Here is a 20,612-nt window from a genome sequence, read left to right as displayed (position 1 = left end):
ATGCTCATCGCTCTGATCGCCCGTGACAAGGACGGCGCATTGCAAACCCGGCTGGACAACCGCGCCAATCATCTGGCGTATATCGAGGAAACGGGTGTAGTCGCGCAGGCGGGTCCCTTGCTGGACGGCGACGCAATGATCGGCTCGCTGATCATTCTTGAGGTCGAGGACATGCCCGCCGCCCAAGCCTGGGCCGACAATGACCCCTATGCCAAGGCCGGGTTGTTCCAGTCCGTCGATCTGATCGCGTGGAAGAAGGTCGTCGGCTGATGGCATTTTGGCTGTTCAAATCCGAACCCTCGACCTGGAGCTGGGACCAGCAGGTCGCTAAAGGGGACGCAGGCGAGGAATGGGACGGCGTGCGCAACTATCAGGCGCGCAATTTCATGCGTCAGATGGCGGTGGGCGACCGGGGGTTCTTTTACCACTCGCAAAAGGAAAAGGCGGTGGTTGGCATCGTCGAGGTCTGCGCCGCCGCCCATCCCGACAGCACTACCGATGACGACCGCTGGGAATGTGTAGATATCAAAGCGGTTCGGCCCTTTGTGACACCCGTCACGCTAGAGCAGATCAAGGCCGAGGAACGGCTGGCCGAGATGGTTCTTGTGAAGAACTCACGCCTGTCGGTTCAGCCGGTCACAGATGCCGAATGGAAGGTGATCTGCGATTTGGGGCAAACCCGGGCAGAATAATCTCAAGCAGTCTAAAAAAGGGAAGGTTCCGACGATGCAGAACCTTCCCTACCCCGCGTGCTCCCGACTCACCACACGCGTATAGAAATCTGTTGGTTCTGACCGTCCTGGTCACATCCTTACACTAGCCATTTGCAGCCGCGCGCACAAACACCAAGTGCCTAAAATTGAAAACGCCCGCCTTAGGGGCGGGCGCATTTGTCATCAGCCGTAAACCGACTCTTTTCCGAAATGCTTGGTCAGCATGTAGTAGACGACCGCGCGGTACTTATTGCGCTCGGACTGTCCATAGGTATCCAGAACCGACTGAATCGCCTCGTCCAGCGCAGGGCCGTCTGACAGGCCCAATTTCTTGATCAGGAAGTTGTTCTTGACCGTCTCGATCTCACCTTCCTGTGTTGCCGCCACGGTCGAGGCATCTGCATCGTAAATCGCCGGGCCGCAGCCAATCGTGACCTTGGTCAACAGATCCATATCCGCATCCATGCCGCATTTGGATTTCAGGTCTTCGGCATATTTGGCGATCAACTCGTCGCGTTTTCCCATAAATAACTCTCCGGTAAGGCGGCAGGGCCGCTGTTGTTTGAAACCTTGAAACAAGTGCAGATAGGTTAATATGTTGGACGCAGGCCACAAAGGGGAAATTTGGCGGGTTTCCCCCCGCAGCCGCACCTAATGGAAGGCGCGGCTTGCCAATTCCGAGAACGCCCGCACCTTGCGCCCGGCGGTGGCGCTGCCCGCATGCACGAAGGAAATCGGCGCATCGGGGGATCGCAGGCACCCGGGCAGAACCTCGATCAAGGCACCGCTTTCCAGTTCTCGCTGAACCGCCAGTCGGGATTTGACAGCCAGACCCAGCCCCTGCACCGCTGCCTCGGTCAGCATGTCCGAGTTCGACACGGCAATACCCCGGGGGATCGTGAATTGCGTGGCGCTATGTCCATCCGTTATATCCAACCGCGTCTGCCACGGCAGGCACGCCCAGCGCATCACGCGCAGGTCTTCGACCGACTGCGGCGTGCCATGCGTGTCGCAAAACGAGGGCGCGGCACAGATGATCCGGTCATTGTCGCTGAGTTTGCGCGCCTTTAGCGTGCTATCGGCCAGCCGCCCAACCCGGATCGCACAGTCGATCCCTTCGTCCACCAGCGAGACATAGCGGTCAACGGCCAGAAACTCGACCGTCAGGTCCGGGTTTTCGGCCTGAAACGAGCTCATCACCGGCATAATAAAGCGCGACAGAATCCACGGGGAAAGCGTGACGCGCAGATGCCCACGCAATGCCCCGCTGCCGCTGCCGGCATCCAGTTCGGCCTCGCGCAGATCGGCCAAAAGCGGTTCGATCCGATCCAGAAAGATCAGCCCCTCATCGGTCAGTTGTACTTTGCGGCTGTTACGGTGGAAGAGTTTGAGGTTCAGAACCTCCTCAAGTTTCGTGATGCGATGGCTGACTGTCGCCGCCGAGATCCCCTGCGCTTTGGCGGCGGACCCCACGCCGCCGGTTTTCGCGACCGAGACAAAGGTCAGCAGATCATTCACATGATACATTCGAAAATTCCTAACGCTGGTTTCAATATTGAGCCAGTTATCGCGGAAAATTTCAAATGGTATCTGCTCTGACATCACCAGAGGAGGACCTGATGAAATCACTCTATGCAGCCACATGCGCGCTTGCGCTGGCCCTGCCCGCCGCAGCAGCCGAGTTGGAAACTTATCTTGAGTTTGAAAAGGCCATGCCTCCGGGCAATTTGGCCATTGGCCCAGATGGGCGCATGTTCATGTCGGTGCATGAATTCTACGGCCCTGAATTGCGCGTGGTTGAGGTGATGCCTGATGGCTCCACCAAGCCTTACCCGACCGAAGACTGGGCCCGCGCACCCAACGACGATGCGGATGGGTTGAACGGCGTTTTGGGCCTGCGTGCGGATCGGGATGGTATCCTTTGGATGCTGGATGGTCAGGGCGAAAACCAGACCGGGCGCGTCGTCGGCTGGGACACCAAAACCGAAACCCTGCGCGCGATCCATTATATCGGTGCGCCTGTGGCGCGGCCGACCTCATTCCTGAATGATCTGGCTGTAGACCGCGATCACGGGGCTATCTATATCTCGGATACCGGTGACGGTCAGAACTCGGCCATTATCGTTGTTGATCTGGAGACCGGACGCGCGCGGCGCGTTCTGGAGGGGTCGCAATACACGATCCCCGAAGATACGCCGATGGTGATTGACGGGCGCGAGATCACGCTGGGCGGCAATCCGGCCAAAATCGGCATCAACCCGATCACCGTCGATCCGACCAACACATGGGTTTACTTCGCCCCAATGACAGCAAGTGCGATGTACCGCATCCCCACCACTGCCCTGCTGGATGAAAGCCTGTCGGATGCCGATCTAGAGGCCAAGGTTGAACGCTATGGCGACAAGCCGATCTCGGATGGGTCAACCGTGGATACCGGCGGCAATGTCTATATCACCGCGATGACGGACAATGCGCTGGGCGTCACCAAACCGGATGGCAGCTATGAAGTGCTGTTCCAGTCGGATGATGAATTGCCGTGGCCGGACGGGTTTTCGATCGGTGCGGATGGGTATGTCTATGCCACGATTAACGAGTTGCACCGCTCTCCCGTTCTGAACAATGGCGAGGATGCCTCGAAGGGTATCTACAAGATCGTCCGGTTCAAATCGCTGGCTGATGCGGTCAGCGGACGCTAAGCCAATCTCCGGCCTCGTTTTTCGGGGCCGGATTACCTGCAATAGCCCCAGCCCGGCCCCTGCAAATGGAAGTGGTCCGCGTGCAACTTGTTGAAATTGGGGCTCAGCACTACGCGGAACCAATCACAAGCACCGCGTCCGATCCGGCGCAGAAATTCAGCTTCTGGTCCCCCGGCTGACCAATCCCGCAACAGGTTCACCGTGCGACCATCAGCCAGATCGACCCCTACGATATCAATGGAGTCCGCGGTTGCATGACTGCTCCACCGGCTGTCCTGCCCCTGCGCGGTCCGCATCCGGCGGCAGTTATAGCTGCCCAGATGCCGCAGCGCGCGCGCTTCTGTGCCCAAGATGTCCCGCGCAGCCGGCTGAACCACGTGATGTTCCCACATGGCAAGACGCAGAGCTGTGGTGCAGCGCGTCTCAACCCCTCGTACATCTGCGGTAGCAAGGCGCGACAGCAGGCCCCGTCCGCTGATCCCGCAATTCTGATCGACGACCAGATCCTCCATCTCAGCAAACGTCACTTCGTCCGCAGACAGTACCGCCTTGCATTGCGCCTTATCCGCCAGAGCACGGTTCAACTGAAACCGCGTAACCAGAGAAACGGGGGCCGTAATCGACAGATCGCGCAGGGGGTTCCAATGGTCAGGCAAGGGTGATTTCGGGTGCGTCAACAGCAGAAACACGGCTGAGCCAACAAGAAATAGAAATACGATGATGGAAAAGAAAGACGCCGCCAGTTGCGTGAACCGGCGGCGTCCTGTGCGTTTCGTCATACCCGATCCGCGATCAATAGCGGTAGTGCTCGGGCTTATAGGGGCCTTCGGGTTTCACGCCGATATAGGCCGCCTGTTCGCTATCCATCTGGGTCAGCTTCACGCCGATCCGGTCCAGATGCAGACGCGCGACTTTTTCATCCAGATGCTTTGGCAGGATATAGACCTTGTTTTCGTACTCATCACCCTTGGTAAACAGCTCGATCTGCGCCAGAACCTGGTTGGTGAAGGACGCCGACATCACGAACGAGGGGTGGCCCGTGGCGTTGCCGAGGTTCAGCAACCGGCCTTCGGACAGCAGGATCAGACGATTGCCCGAGGGCATCTCGATCATGTCCACCTGTTCTTTGATGTTGGTCCACTTGTGGTTCTTCAGGCTGGCCACCTGAATTTCGTTGTCGAAGTGACCGATGTTGCCGACGATGGCCATATCCTTCATCTCGCGCATATGCTCGATGCGGATCACATCCTTGTTGCCGGTGGTGGTGATGAAGATATCCGCGCTGGAAACTTCGTCTTCCAGCAGTGTCACCTCGAACCCGTCCATCGCGGCCTGTAGCGCGCAGATCGGATCAACCTCAGTGACTTTCACCCGGGCACCGGCACCGCGCAGTGAGGCGGCCGACCCTTTGCCTACGTCGCCATAGCCGCAGACGACGGCAACCTTGCCGGCCATCATGGTGTCGGTAGCGCGGCGGATACCGTCAACCAGCGATTCCTTACAGCCATATTTGTTGTCAAACTTCGATTTGGTGACCGAGTCATTGACGTTGATTGCCGGGAACGGCAGGTGGCCGTCTTTAACCAGTTGATACAGGCGGTTCACGCCGGTGGTGGTTTCCTCAGACACACCCTGGATCTGATCGCGCATCTTGGTGAACCAGCCCGGACTTGCGGCCATGCGCTTGGCGATCTGCTTCTTGATCACCTCTTCCTCTTCCGAACCCGGAACGGGGATGATGTCTTCGCCCGCTTCGGCACGCGCGCCCAGCAGGATGTACAGCGTCGCGTCGCCGCCATCGTCCAGGATCATGTTCGGGCCCTCGTCGAACAGGAAGGACTTGTCCAGATAATCCCAATGTTCTTCCAGCGTCTGGCCTTTGATGGCGAAGACGGGGATACCGGCCTCGGCAATCGCAGCGGCAGCATGGTCTTGGGTCGAGAAGATGTTGCACGACGCCCAGCGCACATCCGCGCCCAGCGCCACCAGCGTTTCGATCAGAACAGCGGTTTGGATGGTCATGTGCAGAGAGCCGACGATCCGCGCACCGCTTAGCGGCTTGCTTTCGCCATATTCCGCACGCAGGGACATCAGCCCCGGCATCTCGGTTTCGGCAATATCCAGCTCTTTGCGGCCGAACCCGGCCAATGAAATGTCTTTGACGATATAGTCCCCGGCCATCAGGTACTCCATTCCGGTAAATCTTGGTCCGGGTTGCCCCTAGCATCCCTTTGGGGACGTGGCAACGCAGATGGCCGGAAACGGGATTTTATGCGCCAAACTTAGCTAGGCGTGCCTTCTACCTTGATCTTGGGGATCGCTTCGAAAAAATCGGTGCCAACGGCGACGATACAACTCAGGCCGTTCGCATGGGTCACCAAAACGGTATAGCTTCCCGTTTCCCGTGAGGTCCAAACCTCCATCACCGATTGCCCGCCGCGTGATTTCTGCAATCCGCCAAACGCCAGCTGTTCCGAATAGCTGTCTTGTAGCTTGGCGATCACGTGGTCACGCTGCGCACAACTTTGCTGCTGGGCAAACGCCGGAGGGGCAGTGGCGGCCATGCCAAAGGCCAGTGCAATTCCAAACAAACGCTTGAACATAACAAGCTCCTTTCGATTCTGGTTTCAATCGAGAGGGGCACACCGGGAGAAGCATGCGCCCCCCTCGGTACTTCATGTCGGTATCACCGCGCACTTGTTCAAAGCACGAATGCTCAAGAAAAAGTTGGCAGCTGGTGATCTTGACAGGTAAACCATACCACAAAATTGCGGCGCAATCGCGGCTGTTCGGACAAGGCATGGTATAATGGCAACACAACCCCGCGCATGGCAGAGGATGCTGTCTGGCCGCAGGCTGGATCTGCTGGATCCGACCCCGGTGGATATCGAGATCGAAGATATCGCCCATGGACTGGCCTTTGTGGCGCGCTGGAACGGTCAGACGGCGGGGGATTTTGCTTATTCCGTGGCCGAACATTCGCTGCTGGTCGAAGAACTCTATGGCCGCATCGCCCCGAAGGCTCCGGTCAAATGGCGGTTGGCTGCTTTGTTACATGACGCCCCCGAATACGTGATTGGAGATATGATTTCTCCAGTCAAATCCGCCGTCGGTCCCGACTATGGCGCGCTGGATGACCGGTTGGCCGCGGCGATCCACATTCGGTTCGGCCTGCCCGCCGCCATGCCGAAAACGGTGAAGCGTCAGATAAAAAAGGCCGACAAGATCAGCGCCTGGATGGAGGCCACGCAGATCGCAGGCTTTTCCGAGGCCGAGGCGACGAAGTTTTTTGGACACCCCGACAAGACCGCGATGGAGGGGCTGAACATCGTTCTGCGCCCCCCGATCGAGGTACGGCGTGCTTACACGGACAGACACGCCGCCCTCTTGGCACAGCTTTAAGCAAACATATAAAAGCAGATTTTGTTGCCGTCGTGGTCTCGCACATAAGCGCCAGTGAACCGACCCGGCACACGGACACCCGGCGCGCCTTCATCGGTTGCACCAAGGCTGAGGGCTTTATTATAGAGCGTTTTGATCTCATCCTCGGATTCGGCGGCAAACGAGATCATGACGCCATTGCCAACAGAGCATTCATTTCCGTCATAGGGCTCGCAGACGGCCAACATCGCCTCTCCGGGTTTGGTTCCGATAAACGCGATGCGCCCTACATCGTTGACCACCTTTGCGCCGCGATCCGAAAGCAGTTCCGTATAGAATTTCTTCGCGCGTTCCATATCCGAGACGCCGATGGTCACATAGCCGATCATCTATGAAGTTCCTGTCTTGTTAAGTGTTTTCCAGAAGCGATCACTTGGTCTCAGGGCGCAGAGGTGCAAGTCACGAAGCTGTGACATGAGGTTTCTGAAAATTACAGTTCCGGATGCAAAAGGTCGTGGACCATCATTTCCACCTTTGCCTGGGACAGCCCGTCACGCTGATCGAAGTACAGCTGGTTGTCTGCTTCGTGAACTGTGACGAGCGGTCGGGATCCAGCGTCAACCAATTGAACAGAAGTAGCAAGATTCAAAGTGTCCTCATAAAAGGGGAGCTGAACATTCAACCAACCAAAAAATGGGCCAACATGCGCTCGCTTTTTTTCACCAAACATTTCTCGCCATTGCGCATAACTGTCTAGGCTTAATGAACACCAGACCAACCATACAAAGGGTTCAGTTTGTCCTATGATAGGGAGCTGCAACCTACCCCGAACAAAATAGTATTGATCATCAATGATGCAATCATCAGTGCCAAGCTCGGCGCGTGATTTTTGGTCTTCTTCATCCAAAACCGCGTAGCTTAGTGGAGCCTCGGGCCCGAAACTCGGAAGAACTTCATGTCTCTCGCCACAAGTTTTACACTTAAAGCTGAATGACATTCAAAAAATCCGCTTCACCGCGGGCTGCGCTTCGCCAAAATTCGCTGCAAAGTCCGGCGGTGCATGTTGAGCCGCCTCGCGGTTTCCGAGACGTTCCGGTCACACAGTTCATAGACCCTCTGGATATGCTCCCAACGTACGCGGTCGGCACTCATAGGGTTTTCCGGGGGCGGCGGCAGCTCGTCATCTTTGGTAAGCAGCGCATTGGTGATGTCGGTGGCATCGGCGGGTTTCGACAGGTAGTCGGTCGCGCCAATCTTTACGGCGGCCACGGCAGTAGCAATAGCGCCATAGCCGGTCAGAACCACGACCCGGCTGTCGGGGCGCTTTTCACGCAGCACTTCGACCACGTCCAGCCCGTTGCCATCCTCAAGCCGCAAATCCACAACCGCGTAGGCAGGTGGGCGGGCGGTGGAAATGGCCCGTCCTGCGGCGACCGAGCCTGCGGTCTCAACCTCGAAACCGCGCTTTTCCATGGCCTTGGCCAGACGTCTCAGAAAGGGCTCGTCATCATCCACCAGAAGCAGGGATTTATCCGGGCCGATATCCAGGTCAGAGCTGTCCGCCATATTCTATTCTTTCCGCTATTTCACGCCGTTGGCTTGGTACTGAGTAATAGCAGCGCCAAGGCAAAGGTCAAACAGGCCATTAAGTCCTAGATCTTGTCCAGGAAGCACCCGACCTTATCCGCCATCTGCTGGGCTGTGTCATTCCGGTTGAAAAACTCGATAAACCCGTCCTGAGGTGTGACCAGATAAGTAAAGGTGGAATGATCGACCAGATAGTATTCGTCGCTTTTGTCATGGGCCTTGTAATAGGTCTTGTAAGCTTGGCTCGCAGCCTTGACCTGTTCGGCCGAACCGGTCAGCGCGATGGTCTTTCCACCCAGGTTGAAGGCATAGTCAGCCACAACTTCGGGCGTGTCGCGGTCCGGATCGATCGAGATGAACAGCGGCGTCACCGACTGGCCGCGGGTTTCCAAAATATCCACGGCCTCGGCATTGCGGGACATATCGAAGGGGCAGACATCGGGGCAGAAGGTGTAGCCGAAATAGACCAGCGTGGGTTCGGTGATCACGTCGGTATCGGTGACGGCTTGACCTTCGCCGTTGATCAGCTCGAACGGTCCACCAATGGCGGCGGTGCCGCCTGCAATCTGGCTGGACCGGCATTGCGCGAACTTGTCGTCAGATCCTCCTCCGCGCGTCAGCAACCACATCGCCCCCAGACCAATGGCAAGAACGATTGTGGCGAGAATGGCGTAAAGGCGGACCATGGCATCAATCCTAAAGATCAGAGGGGTTGTTGATCGTTTCGGCCCGGACACCTATCAAGATGATCAGCCGATGCAACAGGACATAATGGACACATGGCCAATTCCAACATCACATTTTGGCGCGGGCAGGAACGCAGCAGCTGGATCAGGCTGCGCACGCTGATCCTGTTGCGCTGGGTGGCCATCATCGGCCAGATCACCGCCATCACCGTCGCGCAACAGACCTATGGTGTGCAGCTTGACGTGATGCTGTGTTATCTGGCGATCGGTGTTTCGGTCTTGGGAAACCTAACGGCGATCCTTGTTTTTCCTCGCAACAAGCGCCTGTCCGAGTTCGAAAACTTCCTGATGGTGCTGTTCGACCTGCTGCAACTGACTATCCTTTTGTATCTGACGGGCGGGCTGAACAATCCGTTTGCCCTGCTGCTGGTGGGGCCGGTCACGATTTCGGCCAGCGTGATGAGCACACGCTCGACCCTGATCATCGGCGGTGTGGCTATCGCGCTGACCACCCTGCTGGCCGAGTTTCATGTGCCGCTGCGCACGGATGTGGGCATGGATCTGGATATCCCCGACATCCTGCTGTTCGGCAACTGGGCCGCCATCGTGATCGCCATCGTCTTTCTGGGGGCCTATTCCCATCGGGTCAGCTCTGAGGTGCAATCCATGTCTGACGCGTTGTCCGCTACCCACATGGCGCTGGCGCGGGAACAGAAGCTGACTGATCTGGGCGGCGTGGTCGCCGCCGCCGCGCATGAGTTGGGCACGCCGCTGGCCACGATCAAGCTGACCAGCTCTGAACTCTATGAGGAACTGGACGACCGCCCCGACCTGAAGGAAGACGCCGCCCTGATCCGCGAACAGGCCAACCGGTGCCGCGATATCCTGCGTGACATGGGTCGGGCAGGCAAGGACGACCTGCATTTGCGGCAAGCCCCGCTATCCACCGTGGTGCATGAAGCCGCTGAGCCGCATATCAACCGAGGCAAGAGCGTTCATTTCCTGGAAGGGCCCGCCGATGACGGCGATGTGCAACAACCCTCGATCCTGCGTAAGCCCGAGATCATCCACGGGCTGCGCAACCTGATCCAGAACGCTGTGGATTTCGCCCGCGCCAATGTTTGGGTCGAGGCCGAGTGGACCGCCGATCAGATTACCGTCCACATCATGGATGACGGGCGCGGGTATCCTTCACAGATGATCGGCCGTATCGGTGACCCGTTCATGCGCCGCCGCCGCGCCGAGACGGACCAGCGCGCGCGCCCGGAATATGAAGGTATGGGGCTGGGTCTGTTCATTGCCAAAACGCTGCTGGAACGGACCGGGGCCGAGCTGGACTTTGCCAATGGCTCGGACCCCTATCAGACCTATTCCGATAATCCCGATCACCGGGGGGCAATCGTCAGGGTCACATGGCCCCGCAAATTGCTGGATGCCCAGACCGGCGACACCCCTGTGCCATCCGGTGCCAATCAGCGCATTGAGGTCTGAGTTAAGACCCTGTTAACCATTGCAACCCATTATCCGACGCCACGAGCAACCCTGCGAGGAACTCATGGTGGACTGGATCATTCTGGCTGTTATCGGTCTGGTTTCTGCCAGTCTCGCGGTGCAGTGGCTGCTGCCACGTCGCAGGCACAGGGGCGACAATTTCGGCCTGTCCTCGCCCTCGTCGCTGTTCGATGCGGTGTTTCTGTTTGATGGGGATCGTTTGATCAGCCATTCGGACATCGCGCTTGAGGGGTTTGACGACCTGCGCGACTGGCCGGACCTGCGCCGTCTGTTGCAGCGGGATTTCCCCTCGTTCCCCGAAACGCCCGAACGTATCCGGCACGAAGGCAACATGGTGATCCCCGCGATTGATTGCACGGTAGAACGCGATGTCCTGTGCGAATGGATCGATGGGATTGTACGGGTTCAATTACGCGACAGCGGTGGGTGCACATCAATCGCGCATCGGGACAGCAATGATCCGATCCGGTTGGCAATGGAACGGGCGCCCTATCCAGTATGGCTGTTGGATCGCCAATCCAATGTGCGCTGGTGCAATGCGGCCTATATTGCATTGGTACGCAAAGTGCGCGGGCAGGATACGGACCTGACCGCACCGCTCTTTCCGGGCCTTGAAGACGACGCAAAACCGTCAGGAAAGTCGCGCGTTTCGATCTCGACCGAGGGTAGCGACAGCAAGCTTTGGTTCGATCTGACGCTGTCCGATCACCCCGAGGGGCATTTGTGCTATGCAGTCGATATCAATGCCATCGTCGACGCCGAAACCGCCCAGCGCAAATTTGTGCAGACGATGACCAAGACGTTCGCACAGCTGTCCATCGGACTGGCCATTTTCGACCGAAACCGTCAGTTGGCCCTGTTCAACCCCGCCCTGATCGACCTGACCGCCCTGCCGCCCGATTTCCTCAGTTGTCGACCTAGCCTGTCCAGCTTTTTCGACCGGCTGCGCGATCAGCACATGATGCCCGAACCCAAAAATTACCGCGGTTGGCGCAGCCAGATGAACGATCTTCTCGAAGCGGCCGAAGACGGGAATTATCAAGAAACATGGTCCCTGCCCTCGGGCTCGGTCTATTCGGTCAGCGGCCGCCCACACCCTGACGGTGCCGTCGCCTTTCTGTTCGAGGACATCACGGCCGAGATCACCCTGACCCGCCGCTTCCGGTCCGAGATGGACCTGATGCAATCCATTCTGGACAAGCTGGCGGATGCAATCGCTGTGTTTGGTGCGGATGGAACCCTAGCTTTCACCAATTACGCCTATCAGGAATTGTGGGGTGAAACCGACGACAGCGGGTTCGAGCCGGACTCGATCCTTGATGTGACACGGGGCTGGCAGGATCAATGCCTGGCAACGCCGGTCCTTGGCGAAATCCGAGATTTCGTAGCCATGCGCGAAAACCGATCCGAGTGGTCCGCGGACCTGCGATTGCGTAATGGCACGCGCCTGATCTGCACCTTGTGCCCGATGCAGAACGGCGCGACGATCGTGCGGTTTTCACCGGATGCGGACGCGATGATAAGTCAGGATATTCACCAGATCAGCGCCTGAACCGGGTTGCAGCCAACCGGGCGCAAGGCCATTGTGGCGCCATGACAAGCGCGCCCCATGTAATCACCCTGAATTCGCCCGAGGAAACCGCCCGATTGGCGGTTTTACTGGGCCGCGTGCTGCGCCCCGGCGACGTTCTGTTGCTGGACGGCGAGATCGGCAGCGGCAAGACACATTTCGCGCGCAGTCTGATCCAATCCGTGATGACCCACCCCGAAGATGTCCCCTCGCCCACCTTCACGCTTGTGCAGGTCTATGACACCTCCTTGGGCGAGATATGGCACTGCGACCTCTACCGGCTCAGCGCACTGGAAGAGGTCGAGGAACTGGGTCTGACCGACGCATTCGAAACCGCGATCAGCCTGATCGAATGGCCAAACAAACTGGGGCCGTTGAGACCGGCCTCAGCTCTGACGCTAAAGTTTGAAACAGACCCTGATACACTGGATAAACGCCATCTGACGATCAGTTGGTCGGACCCGCGCTGGGCTGAATTGCCGGAGGCGATCACATGACAAACCGCGCCATTCTAGCCGAAGCGCTGATCGCGCAGACACCTTGGGCGAATGCTCTGCGCGCGCCCTTGGCCGGGGATGCCTCGAACCGCAGGTACGAGCGGCTTACCAATCCCGAGACAGGGGCAACGGCCGTGCTGATGGATTCCCCCCCCGGTCAAGCCGAACCGGTCGAAGCGTTTGTGCGGATGGCGCACCACCTGCGCGCGACCGGGTTAAGCGCGCCCGAGATCTACGCTGAGGACACCGAGTTCGGGTTCCTTCTGTTGGAAGATTTGGGCGATGACCTATTCGCGCGTGTCCTAGAAACCCGCCCTGTGATGGAACGGGAGCTCTATCAGGCTGCTACGGACGTTCTGATCACACTGCACGCGGCACCAACACTGTCCCTGCCGTCTTACGGTCCCTCGCTGATGGCCGAGTTGTCGGCGCTGTCCTTCACCAAATACGCGCAGGTCATTCTTGGCGCGCATGATCAAGACGCGCGTAGCCGGTTTGAGCATCGCTTTGCCGACATCCTGCACCAGGAAACATCGGGACCAAAGGTTGTGGTCCAGCGCGATTACCACGCCGAGAATCTGATTTGGCTGCCCGACCGAAACGGGGTAAAACGCGTGGGCCTGCTGGATTTCCAAACCGCGATGCTGGGGCATCCGGCTTATGATCTGGTGTCCTTGTTGCAAGACATTCGTCGCGACGTATCCTTGGGAACCGAGATGCGTATGATTGATCACTATATCTCGCAGACCGGAGTGAACGATCATGACTTCCGCACCGCTTATACGGTGCTGGGGGCGCAAAGAAACCTACGTATTCTGGGTGGTTTTGCCCGGCTGGCCACGGAGTACGGCAAGCCCCAATACGTGGACCTGATCCCGGCCACATGGGCGCATTTGATGCGCGATCTAGAGCATCCCGCGCTGGTCGGCGTGGCTGATCTGCTGCGCAGCGCCCTGCCCGCGCCCACCGAAGAAAACCTGAACAGGCTACGACAGAAATGACGCAATCACCCGACGCTGTGATGGTATTCGCCGCCGGGTTCGGGACCCGTATGGGCGCGCTGACCAAAGATAGACCCAAACCGCTGATCGAAGTTTCGGGTCGGGCGTTGATCGACCATGCACTAGAGCTGGTTGATGCGATCAACCCTCAGCGGATCGTCGCCAACCTGCACTATCTGCCCGAGCAGCTTGAGGCGCATTTGGCACCGAAAGGTGTGACGCTGACTTACGAAACAGACGACATCCTTGAAACAGGGGGCGGATTGCGCGCCGCTCTGCCGATGCTGGGGCCGGAGCCGGTGTTCACTCTGAATCCCGATGCAATCTGGTCCGGCCCAAATCCGTTAACACTTTTGCGTAAGGCATGGGACCCAGATCGAATGGACGCGCTGTTGATGTGCGTACCTGTGGCACAAACCTTGGGCTACACCGGCACTGGAGATTTCACCGCAGATGCGGATGGGCGCATCTCGCGCGGGCCCGGATTGATCTATGGCGGGGCGCAGATTTTGAAAACTGAAGGTCTGATGGATATCCCTCAGACATCCTTTTCCCTGAACCTGCTGTGGGACCGGATGCACAGCGACAACCGTCTGTTTTCACTGACCTATCCTGGCCGATGGTGCGATGTAGGCCATCCAGAGGGTATCGCGCTGGCCGAAGGGTTGATTGCCGATGTTTGACCCCTCCACGGCTCCGCGCGTTTTTGCCGTTCCACCGGGTTCGGATTTTCCCAAGGCGCTGGTGGCGGGATTGCACTCACGCAGCACCGGCCAACCGCCCGAGGCGCTGGCTCGCGTACAACTTGTCGTCAACACGCGGCGGATGGCGCGAAGGGTTCGCGACCTGTTCGATAAAGGGCCCGCGTGCTTGCTACCGCGACTTTCGCTGGTCACGGATCTGGGCGAAAGCATTAATCTTGCGCAGATTCCGCCCGCGATTCCAGCACTGAGACGACGGTTGGAACTGACTCAACTGGTTTCGAAACTGCTGGAACAACAGCCCGATCTGGCGGCGCGGTCCTCGCTGTTTGATCTGTCCGACAGCCTGGCCGCCTTGATTGACGAGATGCAGGGCGAAGGCGTTTCCCCCGAGGCGATCCGGCAGTTGGATGTCAGCGACATGTCTGGCCATTGGGCCCGCGCTCAGGCGTTTATCGGTATTGCCGACAGGTTCGTGGACACTGGCGATAATGCTCTGGACGCACAGGCGCGACAACGTCGCGTTGTCGAAAACCTGATCGCGCGTTGGCAGGTGGAACCGCCGCAACATCCGGTCATTCTTGCGGGGTCAACCGGGTCGCGTGGGACGACGCTGATGCTGATGGAAGCAATCGCCCGCCTACCGCAAGGCGCGTTGATTCTGCCCGGATATGATTTTGACCAACCCGATGCCGTCTGGACCCGGCTGGATGAAGCGTTGACCTCGGAAGATCACCCGCAATACCGGTTTCGCAAACTGATGACGATGTTGGATCTGCGGCCCGATCAGATTGAACGCTGGACGCGGGATGCCCCACCCTCAGCCCCGCGCAATCGGCTGGTGTCACTGGCATTGCGCCCAGCGCCAATAACGGATGCGTGGATGACCGAGGGTCCGCAACTGACGGATTTGACCGAGGCCACCGCAGACCTGACCCTGGTTGAGGCGCAATCTCCGCGCAGCGAAGCCTTGGCCATCGCGCTTCGGCTGCGACAGGCGGCAGAAACGGGTCAAACTGCGGCGCTGATCACGCCGGACAGGATGTTGACCCGACAGGTCAGCGCTGCTCTGGATCGTTGGAACATCACACCCGACGACAGTGCGGGTCTGCCCTTGCAACTGTCCCCGCCCGGTCGGTTCCTGCGCCATGTGGCGGGCCTGTTTACCCGGCGGCTGGATGGTGAGGCGCTTTTGACGCTGCTGAAACATCCTTTGTGCCACGGTGGTGATGAGCGGGGTGCGCATTTGCTGCACACCCGCGATCTGGAATTGGATTTGCGTCGCCATGGTCCTCCTTTTCCAGACGGGCCCAGCCTGACCGCCTTTGCGATCCGCAAAGAAGTGTCTGAGGGCTGGATCCAATGGTTGATCCGGCATTTCTGCGATCAACAGATCTCGGGCGAATTGCCGTTGTCCGAATGGGTCACTCGTTTGCGTCGTCTGGCCGAGGCGATCTCGACCGGCAGCTCCGGCGAAAGCGGTCCGATTTGGGATAAGAACGCAGGTCAAAAAGCGCTGGCCGTTCTGACTGCGCTTGAGGATGAGTCCGGCCATGGCGGCCAAATGACGGCGCATGATTTCGCCGATCTGTTGGGTGCGCTGCTGGCGGGGGAAGAGGTTCGCGACCGTGACGCGCCGCATCCCCGGATCATGATCTGGGGTACGCTTGAGGCGCGGGTTCAAGGGGCCGATCTGCTGATCCTGGGCGGTTTGAACGAGGGCAGCTGGCCCGAGGCCCCAGCCCCGGACCCGTGGTTGAGCCGGCAGATGCGCAACAAGGTTGGTCTGTTGCTACCGGAACGGCGGATCGGCCTATCGGCACACGATTTCCAGCAGGCCATCGGCGCGCCCGAGGTCTGGTTGACCCGCGCCACCCGCTCGGACGACGCCGAAACCGTGCCGTCGCGCTGGTTGAACCGGTTGACCAATCTGTTGCAGGGCTTGCCGGATCAGGGCGGACGCACGGCGCTTACCAAGATGCGCGACCGGGGCGGCCAATGGTTGAGTTGGTCGGAACAGCTGGAGCATGCACCTGAGATCAAAGCGGCAGCGCGCCCCTCACCGCGCCCGCCCGTCGCGTCGCGACCCCGTCGCTTGAGCGTCACCGAGATCAAGCGCCTGATCCGCGATCCTTATGCGATTTATGCGAAACATGTGCTGCGGCTGAAACCTCTGGACCCATTGGTGCAAGCGCCGGATGCCTTGCTGCGCGGGATCGTGATTCATGAAATCCTCGAACATTTCGTGAAAGACAGTGTTCTGGACACGGCTTTGCTAAACCGTGAGAACTTTCTGAAACGCGCCGAAATGCTGTTGGATCAGCATGTCGCCTGGCCAACCGCACGCAAATTGTGGCTGGCGCGTTTGGAGCGTATTGCCGACGATTTTCTGGCTGCTGAAACCGCGCGCAGGGGCGATGGCGGGCCGGTGGCGTTCGAAGCGGCGATGAAACTTGTCCTCGCCCCGTTGGATGTCACGATCGTTGGTCGGGCCGACCGGATCGACCTGAACACGCGCGGCGCTGTGCGGTTGATCGACTATAAAACCGGGACTGCGCCCACCGAAAGTCAGCAAGCCAAGTTCGACAAGCAATTGTTGATCGAAGCCGCCATGGCCGAGCAGGGCGGGATCGAAGGGTTTGACCCTCTGCCCGTGGCCGAGGCGGTGTTTATCGGCATGGGCGGAAGCTACAAAGAGGTGCCCGCGCCCTTGGCGAAGGAGCCGACAGACAAGGTGCTGGCTGAATTAAAAGAACTTATTTCTGCCTATTTAGAGCCTGATCAGGGGTTCTCGTCACGGCGAATGTTGCACAAGGATACGGATATCGGGGACTACGATCACCTTGCCCGTTTTGGCGAGTGGGACCGAACCGCCGAGACCAAGCCCGAGGATCTGTCATGAGCGCCCGCAACGACGCCACCGAACGGCAGGTGCAGGCAGCGCGGCCTGATGCCTCGACCTGGTTGGCAGCGAATGCGGGCTCGGGCAAGACGCGGGTTCTGACAGACCGGGTGGCACGACTTTTGCTGGACGGCGTGCAGCCGCAGCACATCTTGTGCCTGACCTACACCAAAGCTGCCGCCAGCGAGATGCAGAACCGCCTGTTCAAACGCCTTGGCGAATGGGCGATGCTGGGTGATGACCCGTTGCGCAGACAGCTGACCGATCTGGGCGTGGCGGGGATGATCGACCAGGATCGCCTGGCGCAGGCGCGTACTTTGTTTGCCCGCGCCATCGAAACGCCGGGCGGGTTGAAGATCCAAACGATCCATTCGTTCTGCGCGGCGTTGCTGCGCCGATTCCCGCTTGAGGCCGAAGTCAGCCCGCAATTCTCTGAGATGGAAGACCGCGCCGCCGCCTTGCTGCGCGAAGAAATCGTCGAAGATTTCGCCGCGGGACCGCAGGCCGGATTGATCGAGGATGTGGCCCGGTTCGTCACCGACTCTGGATTTGACGCTCTGACAGCTGCCGTGACCCAGAAACGAAACCTTTTCGCAAACGCGTTGGACTGGGGCGACATTCTGGGCAAATTTGACCTGCCCGACGGGTTTGACGAAGACGCATTGTTGAGCAAGGTCTTTCTGGGCGGTGAGGTCGATCTGATCCGCTCGATCCTGCCGGCACTGTCCGAGAGCGGCGGCAACAACGCCAAGGCTGCCGCAAAACTGGCCGCCTTTACCGAGCCGCGATTGGGCAGCCTGCCAATCCTCGAAGGCGTTTTCCTGACGGGTAAGGCTGCCAAGGAGCCATTTTCGGCCAAGATCAACAGCTTTCCGACCAAGGCCCTGCGCGAAGGCGCATTGGCCGACCAAATGCCAAAGCTTGAGGCCCTGATGCTGCGCATCGAGGACGCGCGCGAACAGAGGTTGGCGCTGGTCGCCGCGCGCAAAACCCATGTGTTGCACCGTTTTGCCGCCGCCTTCCTGCCCGAATATGAGCGTCGTAAACAGTTGCGCGGCTGGCTGGATTTCGACGACCTGATCCTGCGCGCGCGGCAAGTGCTGAACGACCCAGCGGTGGCCGAATGGGTGCTGTACCGGCTGGACGGCGGCATCGACCATATTCTGGTGGACGAGGCGCAGGACACCAGCCCCGACCAATGGGACGTGGTCGAGAAACTGGCGCAGGAATTCACCAGCGGGGAAGGGGCCCGGTCCGGGGTCGAGCGCACGATCTTTGTGGTCGGCGACAAGAAACAGTCGATCTATTCCTTTCAGGGCGCGGACCCTGCCGCGTTCGATCGCATGCAGCGAGAGTTTGGGCGGCGGCTGAAAGAATCAGGCTCTAAACTGTGGGATTCGACGTTGGAATATTCCTTCCGGTCCTCCAGTGCGATCTTGTCTCTGGTCGATATCCTGTTCGAAAACCGGACCGAGGCCGGGTTTCACAAAGAAAGCCAGCACCGGGCTTTTAAAGCGGACTTGCCTGGCCGGGTGGATCTTTGGCCCGTGGTGGAAAAGGTCGAAGCGGATGAGGATGCCGACTGGACCGACCCGGTCGACCGACCTGGCGCGCGCCATCACACTGTTATTTTGGCTGAGCAGGTTGCGCAGTCCATCAAAACGATGATCGACTCGGGCGAAACCATCCCCGAGGATGGCGACATCCCCGGCACATTCGTGCGCCGCAGGGTGCAGCCGGGCGATTTCCTGATCCTCGTGCAGCGCCGATCCGACCTGTTTGCCGAGATCATCCGCGCCTGCAAGTCCCTGCACCTGCCCATCGCAGGGGCGGACCGGCTGAAGGTCGGCGCAGAGCTGGCTGTGAAAGACCTTGCCGCCTTGCTGAGCTTTCTGGCCACGCCCGAGGACAGCCTTTCGCTGGCGACCGTGCTGAAATCTCCGCTATTCGGGTGGAGCGAGCAACAGCTCTTTGATCTGGCCCATCGGCGGCAGGAACAATTTCTATGGGCGGCTTTGCGCCATCGCGCGGATGACTTTCCTGAAACGCTTGAGGTTCTCAACGATTTGCGCCGCCAGATCGACTTTCTGCGCCCCTATGACCTGATCGAACGCATCCTGACGCGCCATGACGGGCGGCGCAAATTGCTGGGTCGTCTGGGGGCCGAGGCTGAGGATGGCATCAATGCGCTGCTGTCGCAGGCGCTTGCCTATGAGCGCACGGATATTCCCAGTCTGACCGGATTCCTTGTCTGGATGCAGACCGACGATCTGGAAATCAAACGACAGATGAGCGGCGTCGGCAATATGATCCGCGTCATGACGGTGCATGGCTCGAAAGGGCTGGAGGCGCCCATCGTGATCCTGCCAGATACCGGCAAACGACAGGCCCCGCGCGATGCCGAGATTATGGTGGGTGACGATATTCCGGTTTGGAAGCTGCCAGCCGATGCCTCACCCAGCCTGATTGTCCGCGCGCGGGCGCAGGCCCGGGAGCGGGAAGAGAATGAACGGTTGCGCCTGCTCTATGTGGCTCTAACACGAGCAGAAAAATGGTTAATCGTAGCCGCAGCCGGGGATGTCGGAACGGATGGGACCAGTTGGTATCAAATGGTGAAGGCTGCCATGGAACGGGCAGGAGCCGTCGCCATCGAAGGCACCGGCACCCTGCGATTAGCGCATGGGGACTGGGATGGATTGCCAGAAACCGAGCACAAAGACACGCGCGTTGCAGAGCAGACTTTGCCCGAAGTGTTCCGTTCGAACCCGGACGCGCCCGAAGTTGAACCGGACACGCTCAGCCCATCAGATTTGGGTGGGCCCAAGGCATTGCCCGGCGAAATAGGGCAGGATGAAGAGGCCGCAAAGCTGCGTGGCACGCGCCTGCATCTGCTGCTGGAGCATTTGCCGTCGACTCCGCCGGAAAACTGGCCACAGCTTTGCGCGCGCATTCTACCGGATATGTCCGACACAGACAGGTCCGAGCTGTTGGCCGAGGCCAAAACCGCCCTGACCGCAGATCATCTGCGCCCAGTCTTTGCGCCGGACACGCTGGCCGAGGTTCCGGTGACGGCCACGCTGAACGGGCGGCGTTTGCATGGGGTCATCGACCGGTTGATCATCTCGGATACCGAGGTGCAGATCATTGATTTCAAAACAAATATGAGCGTACCAAACAGCCCCGAAACCTGCCCTGATGGGTTGTTGCGGCAGATGGGAGCTTATGCGCACGCGCTGGCGCAGATCTATCCCGGTCGGAATATCAAAACCGCGATCCTGTGGACGCGTACCGCGCAGCTTATGTGGTTGCCACACGATATTGTGACGGATGCACTGACACGCGCCCACATATCTTGACCTTGCCAAG

General features: G+C 59.1%; 20 protein-coding genes. 11 read left to right on the top strand and 9 right to left on the bottom strand.

Annotation, left to right across the window (positions count from 1 at the left end):
- Both GOV80_RS15980 and GOV80_RS15975 read left to right on the top strand, forming a co-directional pair.
- Window positions 1–270 (top strand): YciI family protein, encoded by a 270-nt coding sequence (locus GOV80_RS15980; RefSeq protein WP_170786233.1) that lies wholly within the window; start codon window positions 1–3, stop codon window positions 268–270.
- Complete coding sequence (locus tag GOV80_RS15975; protein ID WP_170786231.1) at window positions 270–692, top strand: EVE domain-containing protein; 423 nt, start codon at window positions 270–272, stop codon at window positions 690–692. The genes GOV80_RS15980 and GOV80_RS15975 overlap by 1 nt, the downstream gene beginning before the upstream one ends.
- Window positions 693–896: 204 nt before the next feature.
- Here GOV80_RS15975 and GOV80_RS15970 read toward each other — a convergent pair whose 3' ends face one another.
- Both GOV80_RS15970 and GOV80_RS15965 read right to left on the bottom strand, forming a co-directional pair.
- Window positions 897–1,238 (bottom strand): DUF2853 family protein, encoded by a 342-nt coding sequence (locus GOV80_RS15970; RefSeq protein WP_170786229.1) that lies wholly within the window; start codon window positions 1,236–1,238, stop codon window positions 897–899.
- Between the two features lie 126 nt (window positions 1,239–1,364).
- Window positions 1,365–2,240 carry a LysR family transcriptional regulator gene (locus GOV80_RS15965; protein ID WP_170786227.1) on the bottom strand — a complete coding sequence of 292 codons (876 nt, stop codon included), beginning with the start codon at window positions 2,238–2,240 and terminating at the stop codon, window positions 1,365–1,367.
- Window positions 2,241–2,332: 92 nt separating this feature from the next.
- Here GOV80_RS15965 and GOV80_RS15960 point away from each other — a divergent pair, with 92 nt between their 5' ends.
- Window positions 2,333–3,409 (top strand): L-dopachrome tautomerase-related protein, encoded by a 1,077-nt coding sequence (locus GOV80_RS15960; RefSeq protein ID WP_214648038.1) that lies wholly within the window; start codon window positions 2,333–2,335, stop codon window positions 3,407–3,409.
- Between the two features lie 32 nt (window positions 3,410–3,441).
- On the opposite strand, the gene GOV80_RS15955 is transcribed toward GOV80_RS15960, so the two are convergent.
- The 3 genes from GOV80_RS15955 to GOV80_RS15945 all read right to left on the bottom strand — a co-directional run bounded on the left by GOV80_RS15955 (window position 3,442) and on the right by GOV80_RS15945 (window position 6,012).
- The gene (locus tag GOV80_RS15955; protein ID WP_170786222.1) at window positions 3,442–4,188 is read right to left on the bottom strand and encodes an extensin-like domain-containing protein; all 747 of its coding nucleotides are present in this window, start codon (window positions 4,186–4,188) and stop codon (window positions 3,442–3,444) included.
- A gap of 13 nt (window positions 4,189–4,201) precedes the next feature.
- On the bottom strand, window positions 4,202–5,590 hold the full coding sequence (gene ahcY, locus GOV80_RS15950) for an adenosylhomocysteinase (RefSeq protein WP_170771582.1): 1,389 nt from the start codon (window positions 5,588–5,590) through the stop codon (window positions 4,202–4,204).
- A 101-nt stretch (window positions 5,591–5,691) separates the two neighbouring features.
- Window positions 5,692–6,012, bottom strand: a complete 321-nt coding sequence (locus GOV80_RS15945; RefSeq protein ID WP_170771275.1) for a hypothetical protein — start codon at window positions 6,010–6,012, stop codon at window positions 5,692–5,694.
- 205 nt (window positions 6,013–6,217) lie between these two features.
- Between GOV80_RS15945 and GOV80_RS15940 the strand changes: the two genes are divergently transcribed.
- Window positions 6,218–6,811: an HD domain-containing protein gene (locus GOV80_RS15940; protein ID WP_170771277.1), complete on the top strand. Its 594-nt coding sequence runs from the start codon at window positions 6,218–6,220 to the stop codon at window positions 6,809–6,811.
- On the opposite strand, the gene GOV80_RS15935 is transcribed toward GOV80_RS15940, so the two are convergent.
- From GOV80_RS15935 to GOV80_RS15920, 4 genes are all read right to left on the bottom strand, one after another.
- The gene (locus GOV80_RS15935) at window positions 6,808–7,179 is read right to left on the bottom strand and encodes a VOC family protein (protein WP_170771279.1); all 372 of its coding nucleotides are present in this window, start codon (window positions 7,177–7,179) and stop codon (window positions 6,808–6,810) included. The genes GOV80_RS15940 and GOV80_RS15935 overlap by 4 nt on opposite strands.
- A 101-nt stretch (window positions 7,180–7,280) precedes the next feature.
- Complete coding sequence (locus GOV80_RS15930) at window positions 7,281–7,787, bottom strand: DUF2199 domain-containing protein (protein WP_170786220.1); 507 nt, start codon at window positions 7,785–7,787, stop codon at window positions 7,281–7,283.
- Window positions 7,788–7,801: 14 nt separating this feature from the next.
- On the bottom strand, window positions 7,802–8,356 hold the full coding sequence (locus GOV80_RS15925; RefSeq protein WP_170771283.1) for an ActR/PrrA/RegA family redox response regulator transcription factor: 555 nt from the start codon (window positions 8,354–8,356) through the stop codon (window positions 7,802–7,804).
- A gap of 86 nt (window positions 8,357–8,442) precedes the next feature.
- Window positions 8,443–9,063: an SCO family protein gene (locus tag GOV80_RS15920; RefSeq protein WP_170771285.1), complete on the bottom strand. Its 621-nt coding sequence runs from the start codon at window positions 9,061–9,063 to the stop codon at window positions 8,443–8,445.
- A gap of 93 nt (window positions 9,064–9,156) precedes the next feature.
- On the opposite strand from GOV80_RS15920, the gene regB reads away from it, so the two are divergent.
- From regB to addA, 7 genes are all read left to right on the top strand, one after another.
- Entirely contained in the window at window positions 9,157–10,554 is a 1,398-nt protein-coding gene (gene regB, locus GOV80_RS15915; RefSeq protein ID WP_170786217.1) for a sensor histidine kinase RegB, read from the top strand.
- A gap of 64 nt (window positions 10,555–10,618) precedes the next feature.
- Entirely contained in the window at window positions 10,619–12,127 is a 1,509-nt protein-coding gene (locus GOV80_RS15910) for a PAS-domain containing protein (protein WP_170786215.1), read from the top strand.
- Between the two features lie 41 nt (window positions 12,128–12,168).
- Entirely contained in the window at window positions 12,169–12,642 is a 474-nt protein-coding gene (gene tsaE / locus GOV80_RS15905; protein ID WP_170786213.1) for a tRNA (adenosine(37)-N6)-threonylcarbamoyltransferase complex ATPase subunit type 1 TsaE, read from the top strand.
- A complete protein-coding gene (locus GOV80_RS15900; RefSeq protein WP_170786211.1) occupies window positions 12,639–13,643 on the top strand; it encodes an aminoglycoside phosphotransferase family protein in 1,005 nt (334 codons plus the stop codon). The genes tsaE and GOV80_RS15900 overlap by 4 nt, the downstream gene beginning before the upstream one ends.
- Window positions 13,640–14,326, top strand: coding sequence for a nucleotidyltransferase family protein (locus GOV80_RS15895; RefSeq protein ID WP_170786209.1), 687 nt, complete (start codon window positions 13,640–13,642; stop codon window positions 14,324–14,326). The genes GOV80_RS15900 and GOV80_RS15895 overlap by 4 nt, the downstream gene beginning before the upstream one ends.
- A complete protein-coding gene (gene addB, locus GOV80_RS15890; protein WP_170786208.1) occupies window positions 14,319–17,246 on the top strand; it encodes a double-strand break repair protein AddB in 2,928 nt (975 codons plus the stop codon). The genes GOV80_RS15895 and addB overlap by 8 nt, the downstream gene beginning before the upstream one ends.
- Complete coding sequence (gene addA / locus GOV80_RS15885; RefSeq protein WP_170786206.1) at window positions 17,243–20,602, top strand: double-strand break repair helicase AddA; 3,360 nt, start codon at window positions 17,243–17,245, stop codon at window positions 20,600–20,602. Before addB ends, addA begins: the two co-directional genes overlap by 4 nt.
- The last annotated feature ends 10 nt before the right edge of the window (window positions 20,603–20,612 follow it).

This window comes from Ruegeria lacuscaerulensis (assembly GCF_013034685.1).
In the GTDB taxonomy this organism is placed as follows: Bacteria; Pseudomonadota; Alphaproteobacteria; order Rhodobacterales; family Rhodobacteraceae; genus Ruegeria; species Ruegeria lacuscaerulensis_B.
The sequence above is the reverse complement of the archived record's forward strand: the minus strand, read 5'-3'. Positions and strand labels throughout refer to the sequence as shown.